20 protein-coding genes are annotated in these 21,767 nt (G+C 65.6%); 15 read left to right on the top strand and 5 right to left on the bottom strand.

The features are described 5' to 3' along the window. The first annotated feature begins 3 nt into the window (after positions 1-3). Complete coding sequence (locus tag BBA01S_RS19015) at positions 4-783, top strand: CoxG family protein (protein ID WP_027817845.1); 780 nt, start codon at positions 4-6, stop codon at positions 781-783. Positions 784-825: 42 nt separating this feature from the next. On the opposite strand, the gene BBA01S_RS19010 is transcribed toward BBA01S_RS19015, so the two are convergent. Continuing rightward, complete coding sequence (locus BBA01S_RS19010; RefSeq protein ID WP_027817844.1) at positions 826-1,476, bottom strand: TetR family transcriptional regulator; 651 nt, start codon at positions 1,474-1,476, stop codon at positions 826-828. A gap of 426 nt (positions 1,477-1,902) precedes the next feature. Between BBA01S_RS19010 and BBA01S_RS19005 the strand changes: the two genes are divergently transcribed. The 5 genes from BBA01S_RS19005 to BBA01S_RS18985 all read left to right on the top strand — a co-directional run bounded on the left by BBA01S_RS19005 (position 1,903) and on the right by BBA01S_RS18985 (position 8,798). Next, a complete protein-coding gene (locus BBA01S_RS19005) occupies positions 1,903-3,177 on the top strand; it encodes an efflux RND transporter periplasmic adaptor subunit (RefSeq protein WP_027817843.1) in 1,275 nt (424 codons plus the stop codon). Between the two features lie 15 nt (positions 3,178-3,192). Beyond that, entirely contained in the window at positions 3,193-6,435 is a 3,243-nt protein-coding gene (locus tag BBA01S_RS19000) for an efflux RND transporter permease subunit (protein ID WP_027817842.1), read from the top strand. A gap of 1 nt (position 6,436) precedes the next feature. Continuing rightward, positions 6,437-7,969, top strand: a complete 1,533-nt coding sequence (locus BBA01S_RS18995) for an efflux transporter outer membrane subunit (protein ID WP_156965991.1) — start codon at positions 6,437-6,439, stop codon at positions 7,967-7,969. 158 nt (positions 7,970-8,127) lie between these two features. Continuing rightward, a complete protein-coding gene (locus BBA01S_RS41790) occupies positions 8,128-8,553 on the top strand; it encodes a hypothetical protein (protein ID WP_156965990.1) in 426 nt (141 codons plus the stop codon). A 29-nt stretch (positions 8,554-8,582) separates the two neighbouring features. Further along, on the top strand, positions 8,583-8,798 hold the full coding sequence (locus BBA01S_RS18985) for a hypothetical protein (RefSeq protein ID WP_052391801.1): 216 nt from the start codon (positions 8,583-8,585) through the stop codon (positions 8,796-8,798). A gap of 118 nt (positions 8,799-8,916) precedes the next feature. Here the strand turns inward: BBA01S_RS18985 and BBA01S_RS41785 are convergent, their stop codons facing one another. Continuing rightward, positions 8,917-10,374, bottom strand: coding sequence for a nucleobase:cation symporter-2 family protein (locus BBA01S_RS41785; RefSeq protein WP_042297536.1), 1,458 nt, complete (start codon positions 10,372-10,374; stop codon positions 8,917-8,919). Between the two features lie 281 nt (positions 10,375-10,655). Here BBA01S_RS41785 and BBA01S_RS46865 point away from each other — a divergent pair, with 281 nt between their 5' ends. The 6 genes from BBA01S_RS46865 to BBA01S_RS41780 all read left to right on the top strand — a co-directional run bounded on the left by BBA01S_RS46865 (position 10,656) and on the right by BBA01S_RS41780 (position 15,426). After that, entirely contained in the window at positions 10,656-10,997 is a 342-nt protein-coding gene (locus BBA01S_RS46865) for a hypothetical protein (RefSeq protein WP_156965989.1), read from the top strand. Then, positions 10,994-12,478, top strand: coding sequence for a xylulokinase (locus tag BBA01S_RS18965; RefSeq protein WP_042297535.1), 1,485 nt, complete (start codon positions 10,994-10,996; stop codon positions 12,476-12,478). Before BBA01S_RS46865 ends, BBA01S_RS18965 begins: the two co-directional genes overlap by 4 nt. Positions 12,479-12,524: 46 nt before the next feature. Next, positions 12,525-13,370, top strand: a complete 846-nt coding sequence (fghA, locus tag BBA01S_RS18960) for an S-formylglutathione hydrolase (protein ID WP_027817836.1) — start codon at positions 12,525-12,527, stop codon at positions 13,368-13,370. Positions 13,371-13,493: 123 nt separating this feature from the next. After that, positions 13,494-13,877: a hypothetical protein gene (locus BBA01S_RS18955; RefSeq protein ID WP_042297534.1), complete on the top strand. Its 384-nt coding sequence runs from the start codon at positions 13,494-13,496 to the stop codon at positions 13,875-13,877. A 96-nt stretch (positions 13,878-13,973) separates the two neighbouring features. After that, a complete protein-coding gene (locus BBA01S_RS18950) occupies positions 13,974-14,432 on the top strand; it encodes a PIN domain-containing protein (RefSeq protein ID WP_027817834.1) in 459 nt (152 codons plus the stop codon). Positions 14,433-14,436: 4 nt separating this feature from the next. Further along, complete coding sequence (locus BBA01S_RS41780) at positions 14,437-15,426, top strand: patatin-like phospholipase family protein (RefSeq protein ID WP_052391800.1); 990 nt, start codon at positions 14,437-14,439, stop codon at positions 15,424-15,426. Between the two features lie 110 nt (positions 15,427-15,536). Here the strand turns inward: BBA01S_RS41780 and BBA01S_RS18940 are convergent, their stop codons facing one another. From BBA01S_RS18940 to BBA01S_RS41775, 3 genes are read right to left on the bottom strand one after another with little or no spacing between them, the layout of a single operon-like run. Beyond that, positions 15,537-16,319, bottom strand: coding sequence for a metal ABC transporter permease (locus tag BBA01S_RS18940; RefSeq protein WP_027817833.1), 783 nt, complete (start codon positions 16,317-16,319; stop codon positions 15,537-15,539). Then, complete coding sequence (locus tag BBA01S_RS18935; RefSeq protein ID WP_042297533.1) at positions 16,312-17,271, bottom strand: ABC transporter ATP-binding protein; 960 nt, start codon at positions 17,269-17,271, stop codon at positions 16,312-16,314. The genes BBA01S_RS18940 and BBA01S_RS18935 overlap by 8 nt, the downstream gene beginning before the upstream one ends. Positions 17,272-17,316: 45 nt before the next feature. Next, positions 17,317-18,276, bottom strand: a complete 960-nt coding sequence (locus BBA01S_RS41775) for a metal ABC transporter solute-binding protein (protein ID WP_084162309.1) — start codon at positions 18,274-18,276, stop codon at positions 17,317-17,319. 413 nt (positions 18,277-18,689) lie between these two features. On the opposite strand from BBA01S_RS41775, the gene BBA01S_RS18925 reads away from it, so the two are divergent. The 3 genes from BBA01S_RS18925 to BBA01S_RS41770 all read left to right on the top strand — a co-directional run. Then, a complete protein-coding gene (locus tag BBA01S_RS18925; RefSeq protein WP_027817831.1) occupies positions 18,690-19,493 on the top strand; it encodes an L-iditol 2-dehydrogenase in 804 nt (267 codons plus the stop codon). 108 nt (positions 19,494-19,601) lie between these two features. Beyond that, the gene (locus BBA01S_RS18920; protein WP_027817830.1) at positions 19,602-20,924 is read left to right on the top strand and encodes an ABC transporter substrate-binding protein; all 1,323 of its coding nucleotides are present in this window, start codon (positions 19,602-19,604) and stop codon (positions 20,922-20,924) included. Between the two features lie 120 nt (positions 20,925-21,044). Beyond that, positions 21,045-21,767: carbohydrate ABC transporter permease (locus BBA01S_RS41770; RefSeq protein ID WP_042297552.1), on the top strand; the 723-nt coding region annotated here is incomplete at its 3' end.

The following is a 21,767-nucleotide window of genomic DNA, read 5'->3' as shown; positions in this document are numbered from 1 at the left end:
GCCATGGAACTGAACGACGCGTTGAGGATTCCGCTCGAGCCGTCTGCCGTCTGGCAGGCGCTGCAGGACGCCGCACTCGTGCGTGCGAGCCTAGAGCACTGCGAGTCGTTCCGCAGGCTCGGCCCCAACGAATATGCGATCACGCTGACCGTGCCGCTCGGGCCGCTGCGCGCGCGTTACGAGGTGCGCGCCCACATTGCCAACGATGTCGCCGAAGTCCCGCTCAAGCCGCGCCGCGTGCTGAGCTTTCGCGCGCGCGCCGATGGCATTGGCTCCCTGCGCGGGCAGATCGATGTGGCGTTGCGGGAGGAGGAGCGGGCGGCTTCAGGGGGCGCGCCGATCACGTCTATCACGTCGGTCGCGCCGGCTTCGGGCGAGCGCAGCCTGAGCACGCGCATCGATTATTCGGTGTGGGCCACGCTGACCGGGCCGCTGGGCGAATTGCCGCCGCGCCAGATCGAAAACGCACTGCACGAACTGGCCGATGAGTTCTTCACGGAGTTCTGCGCCGTGGTGGCGGCCAAGCATGGCCGGGCGCCCAATCGCGCCAAAGGCAAGGAGCCGCGCCGTCAACATGTGTTCCTGCGGCCGATCAATCTGGCGGCGGTCGCGCGGCGCGCGCATCTGTTGCCGCAGCACGATGGCGGTACGTTGTCGGGGCGCGCTGCCAGCACGCTGCGTCACGAACCGACGCCGCACGCGCTGCCCGGCTGGGCGTGGGCAGCGATGATCTTCTTCGTGGCGATCCTGTTCTACGTGGCGCGGCGCTTCGCCGAAAGTTGACGATGCGCGCGGGGCTTTCCAGCTTGCCCGCTTTCCCGGCTGCTACTGATCCGCGTCCGGCCCCACCCGCAGCGCCGGGCTGTGGCGCAGCGCGTCGAGCATGGCTTCGACGTGGCGCTGCGCGTTCTTCGCCACATCGAACATGTCCGGCAGGATGGCCATGTCGTGCAGCGCGCCCGTGATGAACGAGTGCAGCACGCGCGCCGCGCGCGCCGCGTCGAGATCGGCGGGCAACTGACCCTTCGACATCGCGTTGCGCAGTCCTTCCTCGATGCGCATGAGCCCTTCACGGATATTGTCCTGATGGCGCGCCATCACCGGGCCCATCTCTTCGACGAATTCGCACTTCAGGAACAGGATCTCGAACACGCGCCGACGCCGTGCGTCGGTGGCCGTGTCCTGCAGGCAGAGCGTGCAGAGATCCTTGATGCGCCCGAGCGGGTCGGGCTCGCTGGGATCGACCGAGGCGGCCTTGAGTTCGTCGAGCGGCAGGATCACACGGTCGAACATCGCCGTGAACAGATCGCCCTTGTTCTCGAAATGCCAGTAGATCGCGCCGCGCGTGACGCCTGCGGCCTGGGCGATATCGGCCAGCGAACTGCGCGAGACGCCCTTCTCGAAGAAGACCTGTTCGGCGGCATCGAGAATTCGGTTGCGCGTCTCCAGCGCTTCCTCTTTCGTACGTCGAACCATGATGGGTTAGCGCCCTGAAGGCGAATGAATGGGGTGGCCAGGCATCTGGGGTCCGACGAGCAAAGTATTGATTTGTAATATGGATGTCATGCGCGGAATCTTCTTGAACCGTGCTTCAGGGGGTTGAAGCGTTCTTAAACATTCATTCGCGAATGTATCTATAATACCACCCCACCACCTGGATACCTTGAGAAGTGATGTCCGGTTAATATCCGTCACTGGCCAAGCGGTCGTAGAAACCCCAATGCGCGACGCCCCCTGGGTGGCGCGCGAATAAAGCCCGGATGGATGTTGCAGACCGGTATCGCGCCTTTCCTGAAGTACCGGGTTATCCGTCAGGTATTGCCAGATGCTGGCGTGTGTCGTCGTCCTCCCCATGAGGACGCCGCACGCTTTTAATTGTCAGTTATAGACAGAGGTCGCTCCATGCGCGTCGAACGGGTTCCATTCCGCCTAATCAGCTTCGCGACGGCTGCAGTAGTGCTCGCAGCGTGCGGGCAAAAGCAGTCGGCGCCGCCGCCGCAAACCCCCGAAGTGGGTGTTGTCACCGTCCAGACCAGCACCGTGCCGGTCGTCACCGAACTGCCGGGCCGCACCAACGCCTTCCTCGTCGCGCAGGTGCGCGCACGGGTCGACGGCATCGTGCTGCGCCGCGAGTTCACCGAAGGTTCGGTCGTGAAGGCCGGCCAGCGCCTGTACAAGATCGATCCGGCGCCGTACATCGCCACCCTCAATAACGCCAAGGCGACGCTTGCCAAGGCGAAGGCGAACCTCGTCACGCAGAACGCCCTCGTCGCGCGCTACAAGGTGCTCGTGTCGGCCAATGCGGTGAGCAAGCAGGACTACGACAACGCGGTCGCAGCACAAGGTCAGGCGCAAGCCGATGTCGATGCCGGCAAGGCTTCCGTCGACACCGCCCAGATCAACCTGGGCTACACCGACGTGCTCTCGCCGATCACCGGCAAGGTCGGCATCTCGCAGGTCACGCCGGGTGCGTACGTGCAGGCGAGCGCCGCGACGCTGCTCTCGACCGTGCAGCAGATGACGCCGATGTACGTCGACCTCACGCAGTCGAGCCTCGACGGCCTGCGCCTGCGCCGCGAAGTCGAAGAAGGGCGCCTGAAGACCAACGGCCCCGACGCCGCCAAGGTCACGCTGGTGCTCGAAGACGGCCGCAACTATGCGCAGCAGGGCAAGCTCCAGTTCACCGACGTCACGGTCGACCAGACCACGGGCTCGGTGACGATCCGTGCGCTGTTCCCGAATCCGGACAACGTGCTGCTGCCGGGCATGTTCGTGCGCGCGCGCATCGACGAAGGCACCAACGATCACGCGATCCTCGTGCCGCAGATCGGCGTCCAGCACGACCAGAAGGGCCAGGCGACGGTGATGGTCGTCAACGCCCAGAACAAGGTCGAGCTGCATCCGGTCGTCACGTCGGCTTCCATCGGCCAGGACTGGGTCGTGGACAGCGGCCTGAATCCGGGCGACCGCGTGATCGTGCAAGGCACGGAAAAGGTCAAGCCGGGCGCCCAGGTCAAGGCCGTGGACGCCCATCTGCCGCCGCCGCCCCCGCCGGGCGCGCCTTCGGCGGACGAGGCGACGGCTTCGGGTTACGCGAGCGCAGGCGCGGCATCGGGCGCATCCGGCGCCTCGGCTGCCCCCGCGGCTTCCGCACCCGCTGCCTCCGCTGCGCAATAACAGGGAGCCTGCTTCATGGCAAAGTTCTTTATTGATCGCCCGATTTTCGCGTGGGTGATCGCCATTATTCTGATGCTGGCGGGTGTGGCGTCGGTGTTCACGCTGCCAGTCGCGCAGTATCCGACCATCGCGCCGCCGTCGATCCAGATCAGCGCAACCTACCCGGGCGCGTCGGCGAAGACGGTGGAAGACACGGTCACCCAGGTGATCGAGCAGCAGATGAGCGGTCTCGACCACTTGCTGTATCTGTCGTCCACGTCCGATGACTCGGGCACGGCCACCATTACGCTGACGTTCGCGGCGGGCACCAACCCGGACATCGCGCAGGTGCAGGTGCAGAACAAGCTGCAGCTCGCCACGCCGATCCTGCCGCAGGTGGTGCAGCAGCTCGGCATCAAGGTGACGAAGTCGAGCAGCAGCTTCCTGCTGGTGATGGCGTTCGTCTCCGAAGACGGCAGCATGACCAAGTACGACCTCGCGAACTACGTGGCGTCGAACATCGAAGACCCGGTCAGCCGTATCGACGGCGTGGGTACGGTCACGCTGTTCGGCTCGCAGTACGCGATGCGCGTCTGGCTCGATCCGAACAAGCTCACTAACTTCAGCCTCACGCCTAGCGACGTGACGGCCGCGATCACCGCGCAGAACGTGCAGATCGCGGGCGGCCAGCTGGGCGGCACGCCGTCGGTGGCGGGTCAGTCGTTCCAGGCGACCATCACCGAATCGACGCTGCTGCACACGCCTGAAGAGTTCGGCAACATCCTGCTGAAGGTGAACCAGGACGGCTCGCAGGTGCGCCTGAAGGACGTGGCGCGTATCGGTCTGGGCGGCGAAAACTACAACTTCGACACGAAGTACAACGGTGCGCCGACCGCCGGTCTCGGTATTCAGCTTGCGACGGGCGCCAACGCGCTGCAGACCGCGAAGCTGGTGCGCCAGAAGATCGACGACCTGTCGAAGTACTTCCCGCACGGTCTGGTCGTGAAGTACCCGTACGACACGACGCCGTTCGTGCGCCTGTCGATCGAGGAAGTGATCAAGACGCTGCTGGAAGGCATCGTGCTGGTGTTCCTCGTGATGTACCTGTTCCTGCAGAACCTGCGCGCGACGTTGATTCCGACGATCGCGGTGCCGGTGGTGCTGCTGGGTACGTTCGCGATCATGGCGATGGTGGGCTTCTCCATCAATACGCTGTCGATGTTCGGCCTCGTGCTCGCCATCGGCCTGCTGGTGGACGATGCGATCGTGGTGGTGGAAAACGTCGAGCGGGTGATGGTGGAGGAGGGCTTAGGCCCGAAGGAAGCCACCCGCAAGGCAATGGGCCAGATCACCGGCGCGCTGGTGGGCGTGGCGCTCGTGCTGTCGGCCGTGTTCGTGCCGGTGGCGTTCTCGGGCGGCTCGGTCGGCGCCATCTATCGTCAGTTCTCGCTGACGATCGTGGCGGCGATGGTGCTGTCCGTGCTCGTCGCGCTGATCCTGACGCCGGCGCTGTGCGCGACCATCCTCAAGCCGATCCCGCAGGGCCATCACGAAGAGAAGAAGGGCTTCTTCGGCTGGTTCAACCGTACGTTCGACAAGAGCCGCGACAAGTATCACAGCGGCGTGCACCACGTCATCAAGCGTTCGGGCCGCTGGCTCATCATCTATCTGGCCGTGATCGTCGCGGTGGGCTTCCTGTTCGTGCGCCTGCCGAAGTCGTTCCTGCCCGATGAAGACCAGGGCACGATGTTCGTGATCGTGCAGACGCCTTCGGGCTCGACCCAGGAAACCACGGCGCGCACGCTGGCCAACATCCAGAACTATCTGCTCAACGACGAGAAGTCGATCGTCGAGTCGACGTTCACGGTGAACGGCTTCAGCTTCGCGGGTCGCGGCCAGAACTCGGGTCTCGTGTTCGTGCGCCTGAAGGACTACAAGGAACGTCAGCACGCCGACCAGAAGGTCCAGGCGCTGGTGGGCCGCGTGTTCGGTCACTACGCGGGCTACAAGGACGCGATGGTGATTCCGGTGAATCCGCCGTCGATCCCTGAACTCGGTACGGCTTCGGGCTTCGACTTCGAACTCCAGGATCGCGGTGGCGTGGGCCACGAAAAGCTGATGGAAGCGCGCAACATGCTGCTCGGCATGGCTGCGAAGGATCCGTCGCTGGCTCTCGTGCGTCCGAACGGCCTGAACGACACGCCGCAGTACAAGATCAACATCGATCGCCAGAAGGCTGAAGCGCTCGGTGTGACGGCGGCATCGGTCGACAATACGTTCTCGATCGGCTGGGCGTCGTCGTACGTCAACAACTTCCTGGACGTCGACGGCCGGATCAAGAAGGTGTACGTGATGTCCGACGCGCCGTTCCGCATGACGCCGAACGACCTGAACACCTGGTACGTGCGCAACACGTCGGGCGGGATGGTGCCGTTCAGCTCGTTCGCGACCGGCCAGTGGACGTACGGTTCGCCGAAGCTTGAGCGTTACAACGGTATTTCCGCGGTGGAAATCCAGGGCGCGGCGAGCACAGGCAAGTCGACCGGCCAGGCGATGACGGCCATGGAGCAGATCGCGGCGAAGCTGCCCGCGGGCATCGGCTACGAGTGGACGGGCCTGTCGTTCCAGGAACGCCAGTCGGGTTCGCAGGCGCCGATCCTCTACGGCATCTCGATCCTCGTCGTGTTCCTGTGTCTCGCGGCGCTGTATGAGAGCTGGTCGATTCCGTTCGCGGTCATCATGGTGGTGCCGCTCGGCGTGCTCGGCGCACTGCTGGCGGTGACGCTGCGCGGCCTGGAAAACGACGTGTTCTTCCAGGTGGGGCTGTTGACCACCGTGGGTCTGTCGGCGAAGAACGCGATTCTGATTGTGGAATTCGCCCGCGATCTCCAGGCGGAAGGCACCATGGGCCCGGTCGAAGCGGCGCTGGAAGCCGCCCGACTGCGTCTGCGGCCGATTCTGATGACCTCGCTCGCGTTCATTCTGGGCGTGCTGCCGCTCGCGATCAGTAACGGCGCGGGTTCGGCATCGCAGCACGCAATCGGTACCGGCGTGATCGGCGGGATGCTGACCGCGACGTTCCTCGCGATCTTCATGATCCCGATGTTCTTCGTGGTGATCCGCGCGAAGTTCGCCGGCGAGAAGGAAGACCCGGATGTGGCGCTCAGGCACTACGAAGAGCACCATGCGCACGACCATGACGCCGATCAGGGCGGCAATGGCGGTGCAGGCGGCGAAGGTGACAAGCGCAGCGATGGCCCGGGCAAGGAAGGACATTGAGATGCATAAACTATCCGTAATTGCAGGAGCGGCAGCGCTCCTGGCGGGCTGCACGATGGCGCCGTGGTATCACCGGCCGGACGCGCCGGTCTCGCAATCCTTCCCGCAAGGCGGCGTCTACGCGACGCAGCCGGGCGCGACGGACGGCAACGGCCAGGCGGGTCACAGCGCCAACGGCGCGACGGCCACCGAAATCGGCTGGCGCGACTTCTTCGTCGATGCGCGTCTGCAGGAACTGGTCGCGATCGCGCTGAAGAACAACCGCGACCTGCGCGTTTCGGTGCTCAACGTCGAAGCGGCGCGCGCGCAGTATCAGATCACGCGCGCCGATCTGTTCCCCGCGATCAACGGCGTGGGCACGGACACGCGCACACGGGTGCCGAGGGACTTGCAGACCGCGGCCAACAATCCGTACAGCGTCTACAACGTGGGCCTGCAGGCGTCGTGGGAAATCGACTTCTGGGGGCGTATCCGCAGCCTGAAGGACCAGGCGTTGGCGCAGTACCTGTCGACGGCCCAGGCGCGCAAGGCGGCGGAAATCTCGCTCGTCTCGCAGGTCGCTGACCAGTACCTGACGATGCTCTCCGACGACGACCTCGTGAAGGTCACGCAGGAGACGCTCAAGACGGCGCAGGACTCGTACAACATCACGAAGGCGCAGTTCGACACCGGCACCGGCACCGAACTCGACCTGCGTCAGGCGCAGACCGTGGTCGAGAACGCCCAGGCCAACCTGCAGGCGCAAATGCGCGCCCGCGCGCAGGCCGAAAACGCACTCGTGCTGCTGATCGGCGAGCCGCTGCCGGCGGACTTGCCGCAAGGCCTGCCGCTCGACGGCCAGAACCTCGTCGCCGACATTCCGGCGGGCCTGCCGTCCGACCTGCTCACGCGGCGTCCGGACATCATGGAGGCCGAGGAAACGCTGCTCGCGGCGAACGCCAACATTGGCGCGGCGCGTGCGGCGTTCTTCCCGAAGATCTCGCTGACGGCGGCGTTCGGCACCGAAAGCCTGTCGCTCGGCGGTCTCTTCAAGGCGGGTACGGCGGCGTGGAGTTTCGTGCCGCAGGTCACGCTGCCGATCTTCGAAGGCGGCCAGAACATCGCGAACCTGCAACTCGCGAATGTGCAGAAGCGCATCGAAATCGCCAACTACGAGAAGGCGATCCAGTCGGCGTTCCGTGAAGTGGCCGATGGTCTCGCCGCGCGCGGCACCTACGATCAGCAGATCGGGGCGCTCGAGCGCAGCACCTTCGCGAATCAGCGCAGCCTCGATCTGTCGGAACTGCGCTACAAGAACGGTGTGGACAGCTACCTGCCGGTCCTGACCGCGCAGACGAGCCTGTACACGTCGCAGCAGTCGCTGATCACGGCGCGCCTTGCGCGCCTGACCAACCTCGTCGACCTGTATCGCGCACTCGGCGGCGGCTGGATCGAGCACGCAGGCGAGACGCCGCGTCCGGCCGACGCGCCGGTCGACTACGGCTCGGCCAGCGCACCGGCGGCGGCTTCGGCGCCGGCAGCGACGGCAGGCTGATCGCAGCGCTACGTTGCAAGAGGCTTGAACCAGGCCTCGAAACACAAACGCCACGGGTGACCGTGGCGTTTTTTTTGCAGTGCGCCGAGAATGCTGGCTACCAATGAACGGACGCTCTGGCAAGCGACTTCGAGCCCGCCACAGACGCGGGGCAAAAAATGACAAATCGACAAAGATCATGGTTGACGACGGGGACGGCAGGCCTGCTGTGCGCGGCAATCTCGGCGGGGCTGAACCTGGGGCCATTCAAGGTTCATGACGGGGTGGTGCAGCCCGGCATGGTGGCGGGCGTTCACATCGCGACGGCGTTCATCGGCGCATGTCTGCTTGCGCGGTTCGTGCAGGGCAGCCGCACCGCCATGCAAGGCCCGGTCGGGCAATCGGTCACGACTTCGGTGTTCATTGCGCGAGTGGGAGAGTTCCGGCAAACCGTGGGCGGCAAGAGCGCGTTTTTCTCTGCCCGGCGCAGCCTGCAACTGCTCGGTTTCTTCTTGTGCCTGATGACGCAGTTCGTGTTCGTTGCCGCTGCCGTGGACAACGGCGCGGTTCCGTCCGAGGCCAGGACGCACGCGATTGCGGCCTGACGGGCGCGCATTCCGTCGAGGCTCAAACCATGTCCCAAACGTCCAGAACCCGCCGTATCGTGCCCATTGTCATGATTTTCGGCGGGATTCTTTCTTTTATCTTTTGCGTCATTTGCCTGCGTCGGGCGTTCGACGTATTCGATCTCAATGTCGACTTCTGGGTCTGGTTCGGGCGCGCCAGCGTGACGTTCCTGGTGGGCGTTGCGGGGCTGCATTTCGGCACCCAGAAGCTCGGCCTGAAATAAAAAAGGCGTCACGGTTTCCCGTGACGCCAAACCAGCAAAAGGCCCCGGCTCGCGCCCTATGCGCGGTCGGGGCACCTCTCGCGTCGACTCGGTGTGCCCATCTGTGCGACTGGTGAGTTCAGTGCGCAGCGGTGCGCTGCATTTCGTGGCCGGTTTCCGGCGCGCCGTGTGCGTGGCTGCCTTCGAGATCGTGACCGGCGCGGCGGATATCGCGTTCGGCGGCGCGCTCGCTCTTCACGCCGTTGAAGATGATGTTCAGGATCACTGCCGAAACCGAGGCCAGCAGGATGCCGCTATGCAGGATCGGCGAAAGCGCCGGCGGCAGTTGCGCGAAGAAGTGCGGCGAGACCACCGGCACGAGGCCGAAGCCCACGCTCACCGCGACGATGAACAGGTTGTGCTGGTTCTTCACGAAATCGACCTTCGAGAGCACCTTGATGCCGTTCGCGGCCACCATGCCGAACATCACCAGGCCCGCGCCGCCGAGCACGAACGGCGGCACCGACGCGACCATCTGCGCCATCTTCGGGAACAGGCCGAGCAGCACCAGGATCACGCCGCCCATCGCGCAGACATAGCGGCTCTTCACGCCCGTCACGCCGATCAGGCCGACGTTCTGCGAGAACGAGGTATGCGGGAACGAGTTGAAGATGCCGCCGATCATCGTGCCCAGGCCGTCGACGCGCAGGCCGCGTACGAGCGTTGCCTGATCGACCGGACGTTCGACCATGTCGCCGACGGCGAGGAACATGCCCGTCGATTCGATGAAGGTCACGAACATCACGATCATCATCGTCACGATCGGCAGGATGTGGAACTTCGGCATGCCGAAGTGGAACGGCATGACGAAGCCGACCCACGGTGCGTGCGTGACGCCGTCGAGGCTCACGCGGCCGAGCGCCAGCGCAATCGCGAAGCCCGCGACGATGCCGAGCAGCACGGAAATATTGGCGACGAAGCCACGGCCGAACTTGTTGATGAGCAGGATCAGCATCAGCACGAGCAGCGAGAGGCCGAGATAGATCGGGTCGCCGTAATGCGGATTGCCCACGCCGCCCGCCGCCCAGTTGATGCCCACTTCCATCAGCGAGAGGCCGATCACGGCGATCACCGTGCCCACGACGACGGGCGGGAAGAAGCGCAGCAGCTTGCCGATCAGCGGGGCGATCACAATGCCGATCGCGCCCGCCGCGATGGTCGAACCGAAGATGTCGAGAATGCCGAGCTGCGGATTGGTGCCGATGGCGATCATCGGCCCGACCGAGGCGAACGTGCAGCCCATGATGACGGGCAGGCGGATGCCGAAGATCCACAGGCCGAGCGTCTGGATCAGCGTGGCGATGCCGCAGGCGAACAGGTCGGCGCTGATGAGGAAGGCCACCTGGTCTTTCGGCAGGCCAACGGCGCCGCCGACGATGAGCGGCACGGCAACAGCGCCCGCGTACATCACGAGCACGTGCTGAATGCCGAGCGTGAGAAGCTGGCCGAACGGCAGGCGCTCGTCAACCGGGTGAACCTGGTCGCGGCCACGCTGTCGGGACTGGGCCTGCTCCCTTTCGATACCCTGGGGATGCATGTCGTCTCTCTCCATCTTCGTTTGGGAATATGGCCTCCAAGGTATGCGGGACGAAAATAAGCAACAAGACCGCTGGGGACTATTCCGTGCTTTCCGGGGGCGATATGCGCGCGGGGCGCGCGGCGCGTTTTATCGGTGGGCAATCGGGCCTCGCGAGGTGCGCGCGGCGATGTTGCGGCGCGTCGCGGGCGAGCGTGCGTGACGCCGTCAGGCGGCGTTAGGGCTGTTTTTCAGGCGCTGGAAAGGATTTCGGCGCTTTTGCGTGGAGTTTGCGCGATGGCGTGCGCGAGACGGTTGGCGGATTGTCGCTAACGGAAAGAAGCGCGGCGGGGCATGCCGGGCATGGTCGCACCGTTATGATCTATATTTCGCTTTCCGCATGTGAGCGATTTTGCATCGCGCGACAAGCCACCGGGTTAACCCGCGAACAGGCTGTGAACGCGTGCGAACTGGGTCGAATCGGCATCGATCCGGGCGTGCGTGAATCCGTCGTCCAGATCGTCTGCGCGGAGCGCTCGCGACTGACAAATGGTATCGCTATCATGGCTGTTCTGGCCGCCGCGATCCAGCCCTCGTTGCGTCGCGCGCGTGCTCTCAAACCTCACTTCCATTGCTTCGCATGAACGCATCGCAGACCCGCTTTCTCGGCATCGATCTTGGCACTGGTTCGCTCAAAGTGGCGCTCGTCGATGAGGCGGGCGTCGAGCGCGCCGTCGCGAGCGTCGCTTATACGCTCGATACACCTCAGCCCGGCTGGGCCGAAATCGATGTCGAGCGCTGGTGGCGCGCGCTGATCGAAGCCTGCGCGCGCTTGCCCGAAGACGAACGCGCGGCGGTGCGCGGGATTGGCTTTTCCGGGCAGATGCACGGCGTCGTGCTCACCGATGCGGCGGGCCGCGCGCTGCGTCCCGCGATGCTGTGGCCCGACACGCGCGCGCATGCGCTGCTCGATGCGTGGCAGGACGACAGCGAAGGCGCGGCGTCGAATCCTGTTGCGCCGGGCATGGCCGGGCCGTTGCTGCGCTGGCTGCTGGCAAACGAATCGGCGACCGCTGCTAGTGCGCGTTGGGCGCTGCAACCGAAGGACTGGTTGCGCGTGCGTCTCGCGGGCGCGGCGCAGGAGGCGTTCGTCGCCGATCCCTCGGATGCCTGCGCGACCGCGCTTGCCGCGCCGGATGGCAGGTGGGATCTCGCCTTGATCGAGCGGCTGGGCTTGCCCGCGCGCTGGTTCGCGCCGCTGGCGGCATCGGGCGCTGCGAGCGGCACGCTCGCAGCCGACGCCGCGCGTGCGCTCGGCGTGCCTGCGGGCGTCGTGCTCGCGACTGGCGCGGGCGACACGCCTTGCGCGGCGCTGGGCAGCGGCCTGCATGAAGACGGCGACGCCCTGCTCACCACCGGCACGGGCGGCCAGATTCTCGTCACCGCGCGCACGACGCCGCCTGCGCGGCGCGGCCTGCATCGCTATCGATCCGCAAGCGGCGGCTGGTATGCGATGGCCGCGATGCAGAACGTGGGCGTCGCGCTCGAAGCGGCGCGTGGCTGGCTTGCCTACGATTGGGCGCAGGCTTATGAAGACGCGTTTGCCGCGCCGCCGTCGCCCACGCTCGCGTTCCTGCCGTATTTGAGCGGCGAGCGCTCGCCGTGGCTCGATCCGTCGGCGCGTGGCGGCTGGCTCGGCGCGGGCATCGGCGACACGCGCGGCATGCTGATGCGCGCGGCCTTCGAAGGCGTGGCCTTCGCGTTGCGCGCGGGCCTCGATGCGCTGCGCGAAGCCCGCATCAGTGAAGAAAACGGCGCGCTTGATGCGCCCATCGCGACGCTCAAGCTCGCGGGCGGCGGCTCGGTGGATCCGCGCTGGCGGCAACTGCTCGCCGATGTGCTGGGTGCGCAGCTCGACGCCATCGATTGCCCGAACGCGGCCACGCGCGGCGCGGCGCTGCTTGGCGGCGTGGCCTGCGGGCATTGGCGCATGGATGAACTCGCGGCGCTCGCGCCCGCCGCGACGCGCGTCGCGCAGCCGCGCGAGGACGCCGCATTGGCACAGCGCTACGCGCGCTTCATCGATCTCTATGGCCGCGTGCGGACGTGGTTCCCCGCCGCCTGAGCTAAGCGCCATCGACAACAACGAACACGGTAATCACGGAGAAACCATGCTGATCCTGATTGAAGAACACGCCTGCTACGACGGCGTGCAGCGCATCTACAAACACGAATCCGAAACGATCGGCCTGCCGATGCGCTTCTCGGTCTACCTGCCGCCGCAGGCGCGCGCGCAGAAGGTGCCTGGGCTGTTCTACCTCGCGGGCCTGACCTGCACGGAAGAAACTTTCCCGATCAAGGCGGGCGCGCAGCGCTTCGCCGCGCAGCACGGCATCGCGCTGATCGCGCCGGACACCAGCCCGCGCGGCGCGAACGTGCCGGGCGAGGCCGATGCGTGGGACTTCGGCGTGGGCGCGGGCTTTTATCTCGACGCCACGCAGGAGCCGTGGGCGAAGCACTGGCGCATGGGCAGCTACGTACGCGACGAACTGCGCGAAGCGGTCACCACGAACCTGCCCATCGACGGCGAGCGCCTGGGCATCTTCGGCCATTCGATGGGCGGCCATGGCGCGCTCACGCTGGCGCTGCGCAATCCCGCGATCTATCGCTCGGTGTCGGCGTTCGCGCCCATCGCCGCGCCCACGCGCTGCCCGTGGGGTGAGAAGGCGTTCTCGGGTTATCTGGGCGACGACCGCGAAGCGTGGAAGCAGTACGACGCAAGCGAACTGGTCGGCAAGGCCGTGCGCAAGTTCGAGGAAGGCATCCTCGTCGATCAGGGCCTGGCCGATGCGTTCCTGCCTAACCAGCTCAACCCGGACGTGTTCGAGGCCGCCTGCGCCGCCGCCGGCCAGCCGCTCACGCTGCGTCGCCACGAGGGCTACGACCACGGCTATTTCTTCATCCAGAGCTTTATCGAAGACCACCTCGCGCATCACGCGCGCGTGCTGCTGAAGTAAGCCAAAGAGGGCGTCGCGAGAAGGGCTGCGGGCAGGGAATCCGACCCCGTGCGAAACTTTGAAATCTGGTCAACTTGGTACTATCATCTGGTCAGGTTGATCTTTTTTCTGGAGTACACGGCCATGCCCGCATCCCTTATCGATCCGAAAGCCAGCAAGGAAACCGCCGAGCGACGCAAGGTCGATTTCCAGGCGGCCGTGAAGGCGATTGCCGCGCGCGTGGGCGCCACCAACGTGGACACGGCGGGCACGCCCATTTCGGCGTTCAAGACGAATTATTCGAGCGTGCTCAAGCGCGTGAAGTCGGGCTCGGTCGAGATCGTCAATCAAGGCCCCGAGCCGTTCATTATCCTGGGCCTCGACCAGGCGGTCGCGCTCATGTCGAACACGGTCAGCGACCGCACCGTGGCGGAAGTGTTCGCCGGGCTGCCGTCGGTGGCCGCCACCGGCAAGCTGCCGCGCGACGTCTCCATCGACGCCGAGGATCACTACCGCGTGCCGCGCTAAGGCCACAAACTAAGGTCGCAACCCGAGGTCTCAAAGATACGCACTCGCGCTTAAGTGGCGCGGCACGAATAACGAAGTCAAAAACACAGGCCGTTCATGCCGAGATTCCTGCTGGGCACAAATACGCTCATCGACATGTGCATTGAAGACACCGCCTCGCGCAAATGGATCGAAGGCGGGGTGAAGGCGCGCGACATCAACCTGAGCGTCATCAGCGTCGCGGCCGCGCGCCAGGTGATTGCCCAGCACAAGACCAGCGAGCCGCGCCGCGCGGCGTTCAAGAAGGCGCTCGAAGCGCGCCTGGCCGCGCTCGTGGACGATGGTTCCGTGATGCTGCCGTTCGCCGAAAACGAGGCCGCCGAGTGGCAGCAGTGGCGCGGCCATCACCCACTCGAAATCGAAAAGGGCGGCCAGCGCCATGCGGTCGGCCAGGACACGCGCATGGTGATCGCCACGGCGGTCGCCAACGGCTGCACGCTGGTCGAACCCGAGGAGACGTACCACCGCGAGCTGCGCAAGCTCCAGGTGGAAGTCGTGTCCCTGCTCGAGGTTTAAGCTCTTGGACGACCAGTTCCGGGTGCCCGACGGCCGGCTCACCCCGGCGCCCGCCTGCACGCGCGTGCTGAGCCTGTCGGGCGGCGGCTATCGCGGCCTCTATACGGCGCGGCTGCTGGCGCGCATCGAAGCAAGCGAGCGCTTCGGCGATGTCGATACGCCGATTGGCGCGCGCTTTGACGTGATTGCCGGAACATCGGTGGGTGGCATTCTCGCGGCGGGTCTGGCTGCGGGCGTGAGCGCGCGCGAACTCTACGCGATGCTCGCGCAGTGGGGGCCAACCATTTTCCCGAAGCTGTCGCTGCGCAGCTTGCGCAAGCTCCTGAGCGAAAAAGTCTACGCAGCCGGGCCGCTCGAACGCGCCATCGTCGCGTGCCTGGACGGCTGGGCGGCCAAGCGCCTGAGCGAGATCGACCGGCCGCTCATGCTCACCACCGTGAGCTGGTCGCTGGGCGAATTGCGCCTGCTGCGCAGCAGGGGTCTCGCGGGCGACGACGCCGATACCTGCACCTTGCTCGAAGCCGCGCGCGCGACATCGGCGGCGCCCGCGCATTTCCCCGCGCTGCTGCTCGATGACGACTGGCATGTCGATGGCGGTCTCGCCGCCAATTGTCCTGACGCGCATGCGTTGACCCAGGCGCAGCGGCGTGGTGTGCCGGTGCGCATGTTGAGCGTCGGCACCACGGGCGTGCGTCATCGCAGCGTGCCGAGCCGTCTGCCGCTGCGCGGCCTCGCCTGGGCGCAGCCCGCGCTCGCGCTGAGCATGGAGGCGCAGGAACGTATGGCGCAGGCCACTTGCGCGCGCGAATTGCGCGAGCGCTATCTGCACCTGAACAGCGATGCAGGCGCGGATCAGGACGTGCTGCGCGGTCTCGATATCGCTACGCCGGACGCCACGGCGGCACTTACGCGGCTAGCGGATCAGCGCTTTGAGGATCTGCTCGCGCATGCCGGCGAGTCGCGCCGTCTGCGTCTCATCATGGGCGACGGCTGACGCCGAGCGAGCATGCAAAAACGGCGTTGCGCCTTGCGGGGCAACGCCGTTTTGCTTTGATCGAATCGAATCGAATCGAATCGAATCGAATCGAATCGCAGCGCGTGCGCTCAACGTCGCCGCAGCAGGCTCGCGCCATACACCAGCGCGGCGAGGGCGGTGATCCAGAAGCTCGTCGGCCAGTCGGTGTAGAAGGCGAGCGTCACGCCGATCCACGCCTGCGCGAGCGCCAGCAACGCCGCGAGCACGAGGCCCACCGACAGGCGTGTCGTGAGGTTCTGCGCGGCGGCGGCGGGGCCGACCATCAGCGTGAACACCAGCAGCACGCCGACGATCTGCGTGCAGGCCGCCACGGCCAGCGCCGCGATGGCGAGGAACAGCACCGACACGAGGCGCAGCGACACGCCCTTGGCTTCGGCCAGTTCAGGCTGCAGCGAGGCGAACAGCAGCGGACGCATGATCGCCGCGAGCGCCGCGAGACTTGCCACGGCGAGCACCGCAAGCGCGCCGAGCGTCTCGCGGTTCACGCCCAGCACGTTGCCGAACAGCAGCGACGTGACCTGGGTGGCGTAAGCGGTGAAGAAGTGCAGGAACAGCAGGCCAAAGCCGAGCGCGAGCGAAAGAATCACGCCGATGGCCACATCGCGGCCCGCGAGCTTTTCGCCGAGCGCGCCCATCGACACGCCCGCGACGAGCGTGAAGCCGACCATGCCCCACATCGGCGAAATGCCGAGCAGCACGGCGCCCGTCGCGCCCGTGAAACCCACGTGAGAGAGCGCGTGACCCGCGAAGGTCTGGCCGCGCATCACCAGGAAGTAGCCGACGATGCCCGCGAGCACCGCGACGATGCCCGACGCCGCGAAGGCGTTCACCATGAAATCGTAATCAAGCATCGTGCGAATGGCCGTGGGCGTTGTTGTTGTGATCGTGCGAATTCGCGTGCGTGTGGCCATGCTCATGGCCGTGATCGTGACCATGCGGGTGAGCGTGGTCATGCTCGTGTTCGTGGTCGTGCTTTTCGACTTCGACGTCGCCCGACATCACGAAAATGCGGCCCTTCATGCGCATCACCTCGATAGGCGAGCCATAGAGGCGCGAGAGCACCGGCGCGGTGATGACTTCGTCGACGCTGCCGAGCGCCGCCACGCCGTTGCCCAGGTACAGCACGCGGTCGAGCGCGTTGAGCAGCGGATTGAGTTCGTGCGCCGAGAACAGCACCGCGATGCCAAGCTCGCGCTGCACGCGCCGCACGAGTTCGACCACGCCGCGCTGATGATGCGGGTCGAGGCTGATGAGCGGCTCGTCGAGCAGCAGCAGCTTGGGGTCGCCCAGCAGGCATTGCGCGAGCAGCAGACGCTGGCGCTCGCCGCCGGAAAGCTCGGACAGCGGCCGGTCGGCCAGCTTCGTTGCGCCCACCAGGTCGAGCACGCGCTCGACGTCGGCGCGTGTGGCGGCGTCGGCGCGCGGCAGGCCCCAGCGGTGGCCGTCGGCGGCCATCGCCACGAAGTCGCGCCCGCGAATGCGGCGGCTCGCGAGCGCCGTGCGCGTCTGCGGCATGTAGCCGATCTTCGGATTGCCGCGCGCCACCGGCTCGCCGAGCACGCGGATCGCGCCGCGCGAAGCGGGGACGAGGCCGAGGATCGATCGCATCAGCGTGGTCTTGCCCGCGCCGTTCGGCCCGAGCACGCCGATGAACTCGCCCTGGTTCACGGCGAAGTTGGCATCGCGCAGGATCGTGCGCTCGCCGAGCGTGAGCGTCACGCCCGCGACGGTGAGCACCGGCTGCGGCGCGCGGTGGCTGGATGATTGAGACGCCGGTTGTGAAGCGGGCGCGGCTTCGGTCATTGCTTCTGTTCCCTGCTGACTGCGTGTTGTTTAGTGCTTGAGTGCTTACCGGGTGGCGAGCGCCTTGCCCAGCGAATCGAGCTGCGCAAGCATCCATTGCTGGAAGTTCACGCCCGCGGGCTGCGTTTCCGTCACGCTGACCGTCGGCACCTTCGACTGCTGCGCGAGGCCGAGCATGCGGCGCGTGAGCGCTTCGGTCGCCTGGCTGTTGTAGATCAGCACACGCACGCGGCGCTCGCGCAGGTCGCGCTCGAAGGCGGCGATATCGGAGGCGCTCGCCTCGGTGTCGTTCATTGCCGCCAACTGGAAGCGCAGGTTGCGCATATCGAGGCCGATCGCATCGGACATATAGCCGAACACCGGTTCCGTGGCCGTTACCGGCTGACCTTTGTACTGCGCGCGCAGCGCCGCGACCTTCGCGTCGATGGGCTTGAGCGAACCGAGAAACGTTGCAAGGTTCGCATCGTACACGCTCTTGTGCGCGGGGTCTGCCGCATCGAGCGCCGCGCCCACGGCGCGCGCGACGGCGGGCATGGTCTGCGGGTCGTACCAGAGGTGCGGATTGTCGCCCGGCTTCCTGCCGACGAGATCCGCCGCGACGATGACCGCGCGCTGGCTGCTCTGGCTGGCGGTCGCGCCCAGCAGCTTCGTCATCCACGGATCGTAGTCCGCGCCGTTGTACACCACGACGCGCGCGTGCTGGAGTGCGCGCGCGGTCTTCGGGCTCGCTTCGAACAGGTGCGGATCCTGGTCGGGATTGCTCAGGATGCTCGTCACGTTCACGTACGCGCCGCCGATCTGTTTGACCACGTCGCCGTAGAAGTTCTCGGCAGCGACGACGGTGATCGCCGTATCCGCGGCGTGCGCCGCCGCCGGGCCGAACAGCGCGCCAAGGGCGAGCACGGCGGCCACGGCCGAACGGACGACGGGCGCAAGCGTGGCGGCGCGTGTTGAGCGTGCTGGGCGTGCGCGCGTGCGCGGCGTCGCGCGGTGGAATGCGAGCATGGTTCTATCCTTGACGAGAGCGAGGCGTGAGAACGGTTTCCGGAAGACATCCGATAAAGGGCTGGATGGTCTGGAGAAGGTAAAAATCCGTCGAGACGCGATGATATAACGTAACGTGAAACAAGGCGAGCGAGGTCAACGGTGCTCGCGCGAACGAACGGTTACGACATATTGAAAAGACGCGCGGGCGGGCGCGGGAAATGCTCGCTCGAAGGCGCTGGACGGGCGGCTTGCGCGTCGCACCATCGAAATCCGCTGCGATGGCGTTTGTCCGCCTTGACATGTGTGCGTGCGTATCCGATCATTCGACCACCAAGAGAGCAAATGTTCATGCGGTGAGCGAGTGTTCAGGTCGAAAGCCTGGTTAGACACGGTGTTGGCTTATCGGCGTGGACGACATTGGAGACAAACCTGTGGCACATTCCGCGTACCCGGCGGCAGGACGTTTGCAGGACAAGGTGGCCGTGCTGACCGGCGCGGCAAGCGGCATCGGCGAGGCGGTCGCGCGCCGCTATCTGGACGAGGGCGCGCGTTGCGTGCTCGTCGACGTGAAGCCGGCCGATGCCATCGCGCCCGCGCTGCGCGAAGCGTTCCCCGAACGCGTGCTCGCGCTCAGCGCCGACGTCACGCGCCGCGAGGACATCGAGCGCATCGTCAGCGATGCGGTTGGCCATTTCGGCCGCATCGACATACTCTTCAACAACGCGGCGCTGTTCGACATGCGTCCGCTGCTCGACGAATCCTGGGATATCTACGACCGGCTCTTCTCGGTCAACGTGAAGGGCATGTTCTTCCTGATGCAGGCCGTCGCGCGCCGCATGGTGGAGCAGGGCCACGGCGGCAAGATCATCAATATGTCCTCGCAGGCGGGACGACGCGGCGAGGCACTCGTTTCGCACTACTGTGCAACCAAGGCGGCGGTGCTCAGCTACACGCAGTCGGCGGCGCTCGCGCTCGCGCCGCACAAGATCAACGTGAACGGCATCGCGCCGGGCGTCGTGGATACGCCGATGTGGGAGCAGGTGGATGCGCTGTTCGCGCGCTACGAGCATCGGCCGCTGGGCGAGAAGAAGCGGCTCGTCGGCGAGGAAGTGCCGCTCGGTCGCATGGGCCTGCCCGAAGATCTCACGGGCGCGGCGCTCTTTCTCGCCTCGAACGACGCCGATTACATCACCGCGCAGACGCTGAACGTGGACGGCGGCAACTGGATGAGTTGAATCCACGCGAGTTCAACGCAGGCAGCAACGCAGTCAGCAATTCAGGAAGCACCTCAGACGGCAATTCAGGCAGCACGACATAACGTAACAAACAAAGGAGACAACGCCATGAAACCCGCTTTCAAGACCGTGCTGCGTACCGTCAGCGCGGGCGCGCTGATCGCCGCGGCCGGTGCCGCGCACGCGCAGACCGTCACCGTCGCGATGTTGAACAACCCGGACATGATCGAGCTGAAGAAGCTCTCGCCGGCCTTCGAGAAGGCCAATCCGGGCATCAAGCTGAACTGGGTGATTCTCGAAGAAAACGTGCTGCGCCAGCGCGCCACGACCGACATCACGACCAATAGCGGCCAGTTCGACGTGATGATGATTGGCACGTACGAAGCGCCGCAGTGGGGCAAGCGCGGCTGGCTCGCGCCGATGACGGGCCTGCCCGCCGACTACGATCTCAACGATGTCGTGAAGACCGCGCGTGACGGTCTCTCGTACAACGGCACGCTCTACGCGCTGCCGTTCTACGTCGAAAGCTCGATGACGTATTACCGCAAGGATCTGTTCGCGGCCAAGGGCCTGAAAATGCCCGACCAGCCGACCTACGACCAGATCAAGGACTTTGCCGACAAGCTCACCGACAAGTCGGCGGGCACCTACGGCATCTGCTTGCGCGGCAAGGCGGGCTGGGGCGAGAACATGGCCTACGTGACGACGGTGGTGAACACCTTCGGCGGCCGCTGGTTCGACGAGAAGTGGCACGCGCAGCTCACGACGCCGGAATGGAAGAAGGCGGTCAACTTCTACGTCGACATGCTCAAGAAGGACGGCCCTCCGGGAGCGAGCTCGAACGGCTTCAACGAAAACCTCACGCTGATGTCGTCGGGCAAGTGCGCCATGTGGATCGACGCGACGGTGGCCGCCGGCATTCTCTACAACAAGTCGCAGTCGCAGGTGGCCGACAAGATCGGCTTCGCCGCCGCGCCGACCGCGGTGACGCCGAACGGCGCGCACTGGCTGTGGTCGTGGGCGCTGGCGGTGCCGAAGTCGTCGAAGTCGCAGGACGCCGCGAAGAAGTTCATCGAATGGGCCACGTCGAAGCAGTACATCGAAATGGTCGCGAAGGATGAAGGCTGGGCCTCGGTGCCGTCGGGCACGCGCGTATCGACCTATCAGCGCCCCGAGTACAAACAGGCCGCGCCGTTCTCGGACTTCGTGCTGAAGGCGATCCAGACCGCCGATCCGAACCATCCGACCGCCAAGCCGGTGCCGTATACGGGCGTGCAGTTCGTCGGGATTCCTGAATTCCAGTCGTTCGGTACGGTCGTGGGCCAGAGCATTGCCGGTGCAGTGGCGGGCCAGATGAGCGTCGACCAGGCGCTCACGGCGGGCAACGCTGCCGCCGACCGCGCAGTCGCTCAAGCCGGATATCAGAAGTAAGCCTTAAACGTAAGCCTTAAAGCTGAATACGTACGCGTCCACCAGGCCGCGTGCGTATTCAGCGAAGCCGGACGCGGCGCCTTGCCCCCGCATGGCGCGCAACAGAGAAGGGTGGTCCTCATGCGTCATCTCCATCTCCACATGCCCCTATTCAATCGAACCCGAGCGCCCAAGCCGACTACGCAGCAGGTGGAAACCCGCCGCTCGGCGTCACGCTGGCTCGTCTCGCCGTCGGTCGCCATCCTGCTGTTGTGGATGACGATTCCGCTCGCCATGACGATCTGGTATTCGTTCACGCGCTATAACCTGCTCAATCCCGATCTCAAGGGTTTCGCGGGCATCGACAACTACAAGTTCCTCGCGACCGACCCCTCGTTCCTGCCGTCGATCGTGCACACCATCGTGCTGATCGTGGTCGTGCTGGCGATCACCGTGATCGGCGGCGTGCTGATGGCGGTGCTGTTCGACCGCAAGTTCGTCGGCATGGGCGTCGCGCGCCTCTTTGCGATCGCGCCGTTCTTCGTGATGCCCACGGTGAGCGCGCTGATCTGGAAGAACATGATCCTGCATCCGGTGTACGGCCTCGTCGCCATCGCGATGCGTTCGCTGGGCATGACGCCGATCGACTGGTTCGCCGAATACCCGCTGTTCGCGGTCATCCTGATCGTGGCGTGGCAATGGCTGCCGTTCGCGTTCCTGATCCTTTTCACGGCGATCCAGTCGCTCGACCAGGAGCAGAAGGAAGCCGCGAAGATCGACGGCGCGGGTGCGATCTCGCTGTTCTTCTACATCACGCTGCCGCACCTGCGTCGCGCGATTGCGGTGGTGGTGATGATGGAGTCC

It is taken from the genome of Paraburkholderia bannensis NBRC 103871, from assembly GCF_000685015.1.
Classification (GTDB): Bacteria; Pseudomonadota; Gammaproteobacteria; order Burkholderiales; family Burkholderiaceae; genus Paraburkholderia; species Paraburkholderia bannensis.
This window is presented reverse-complemented; position numbering and strand designations above follow the sequence as displayed.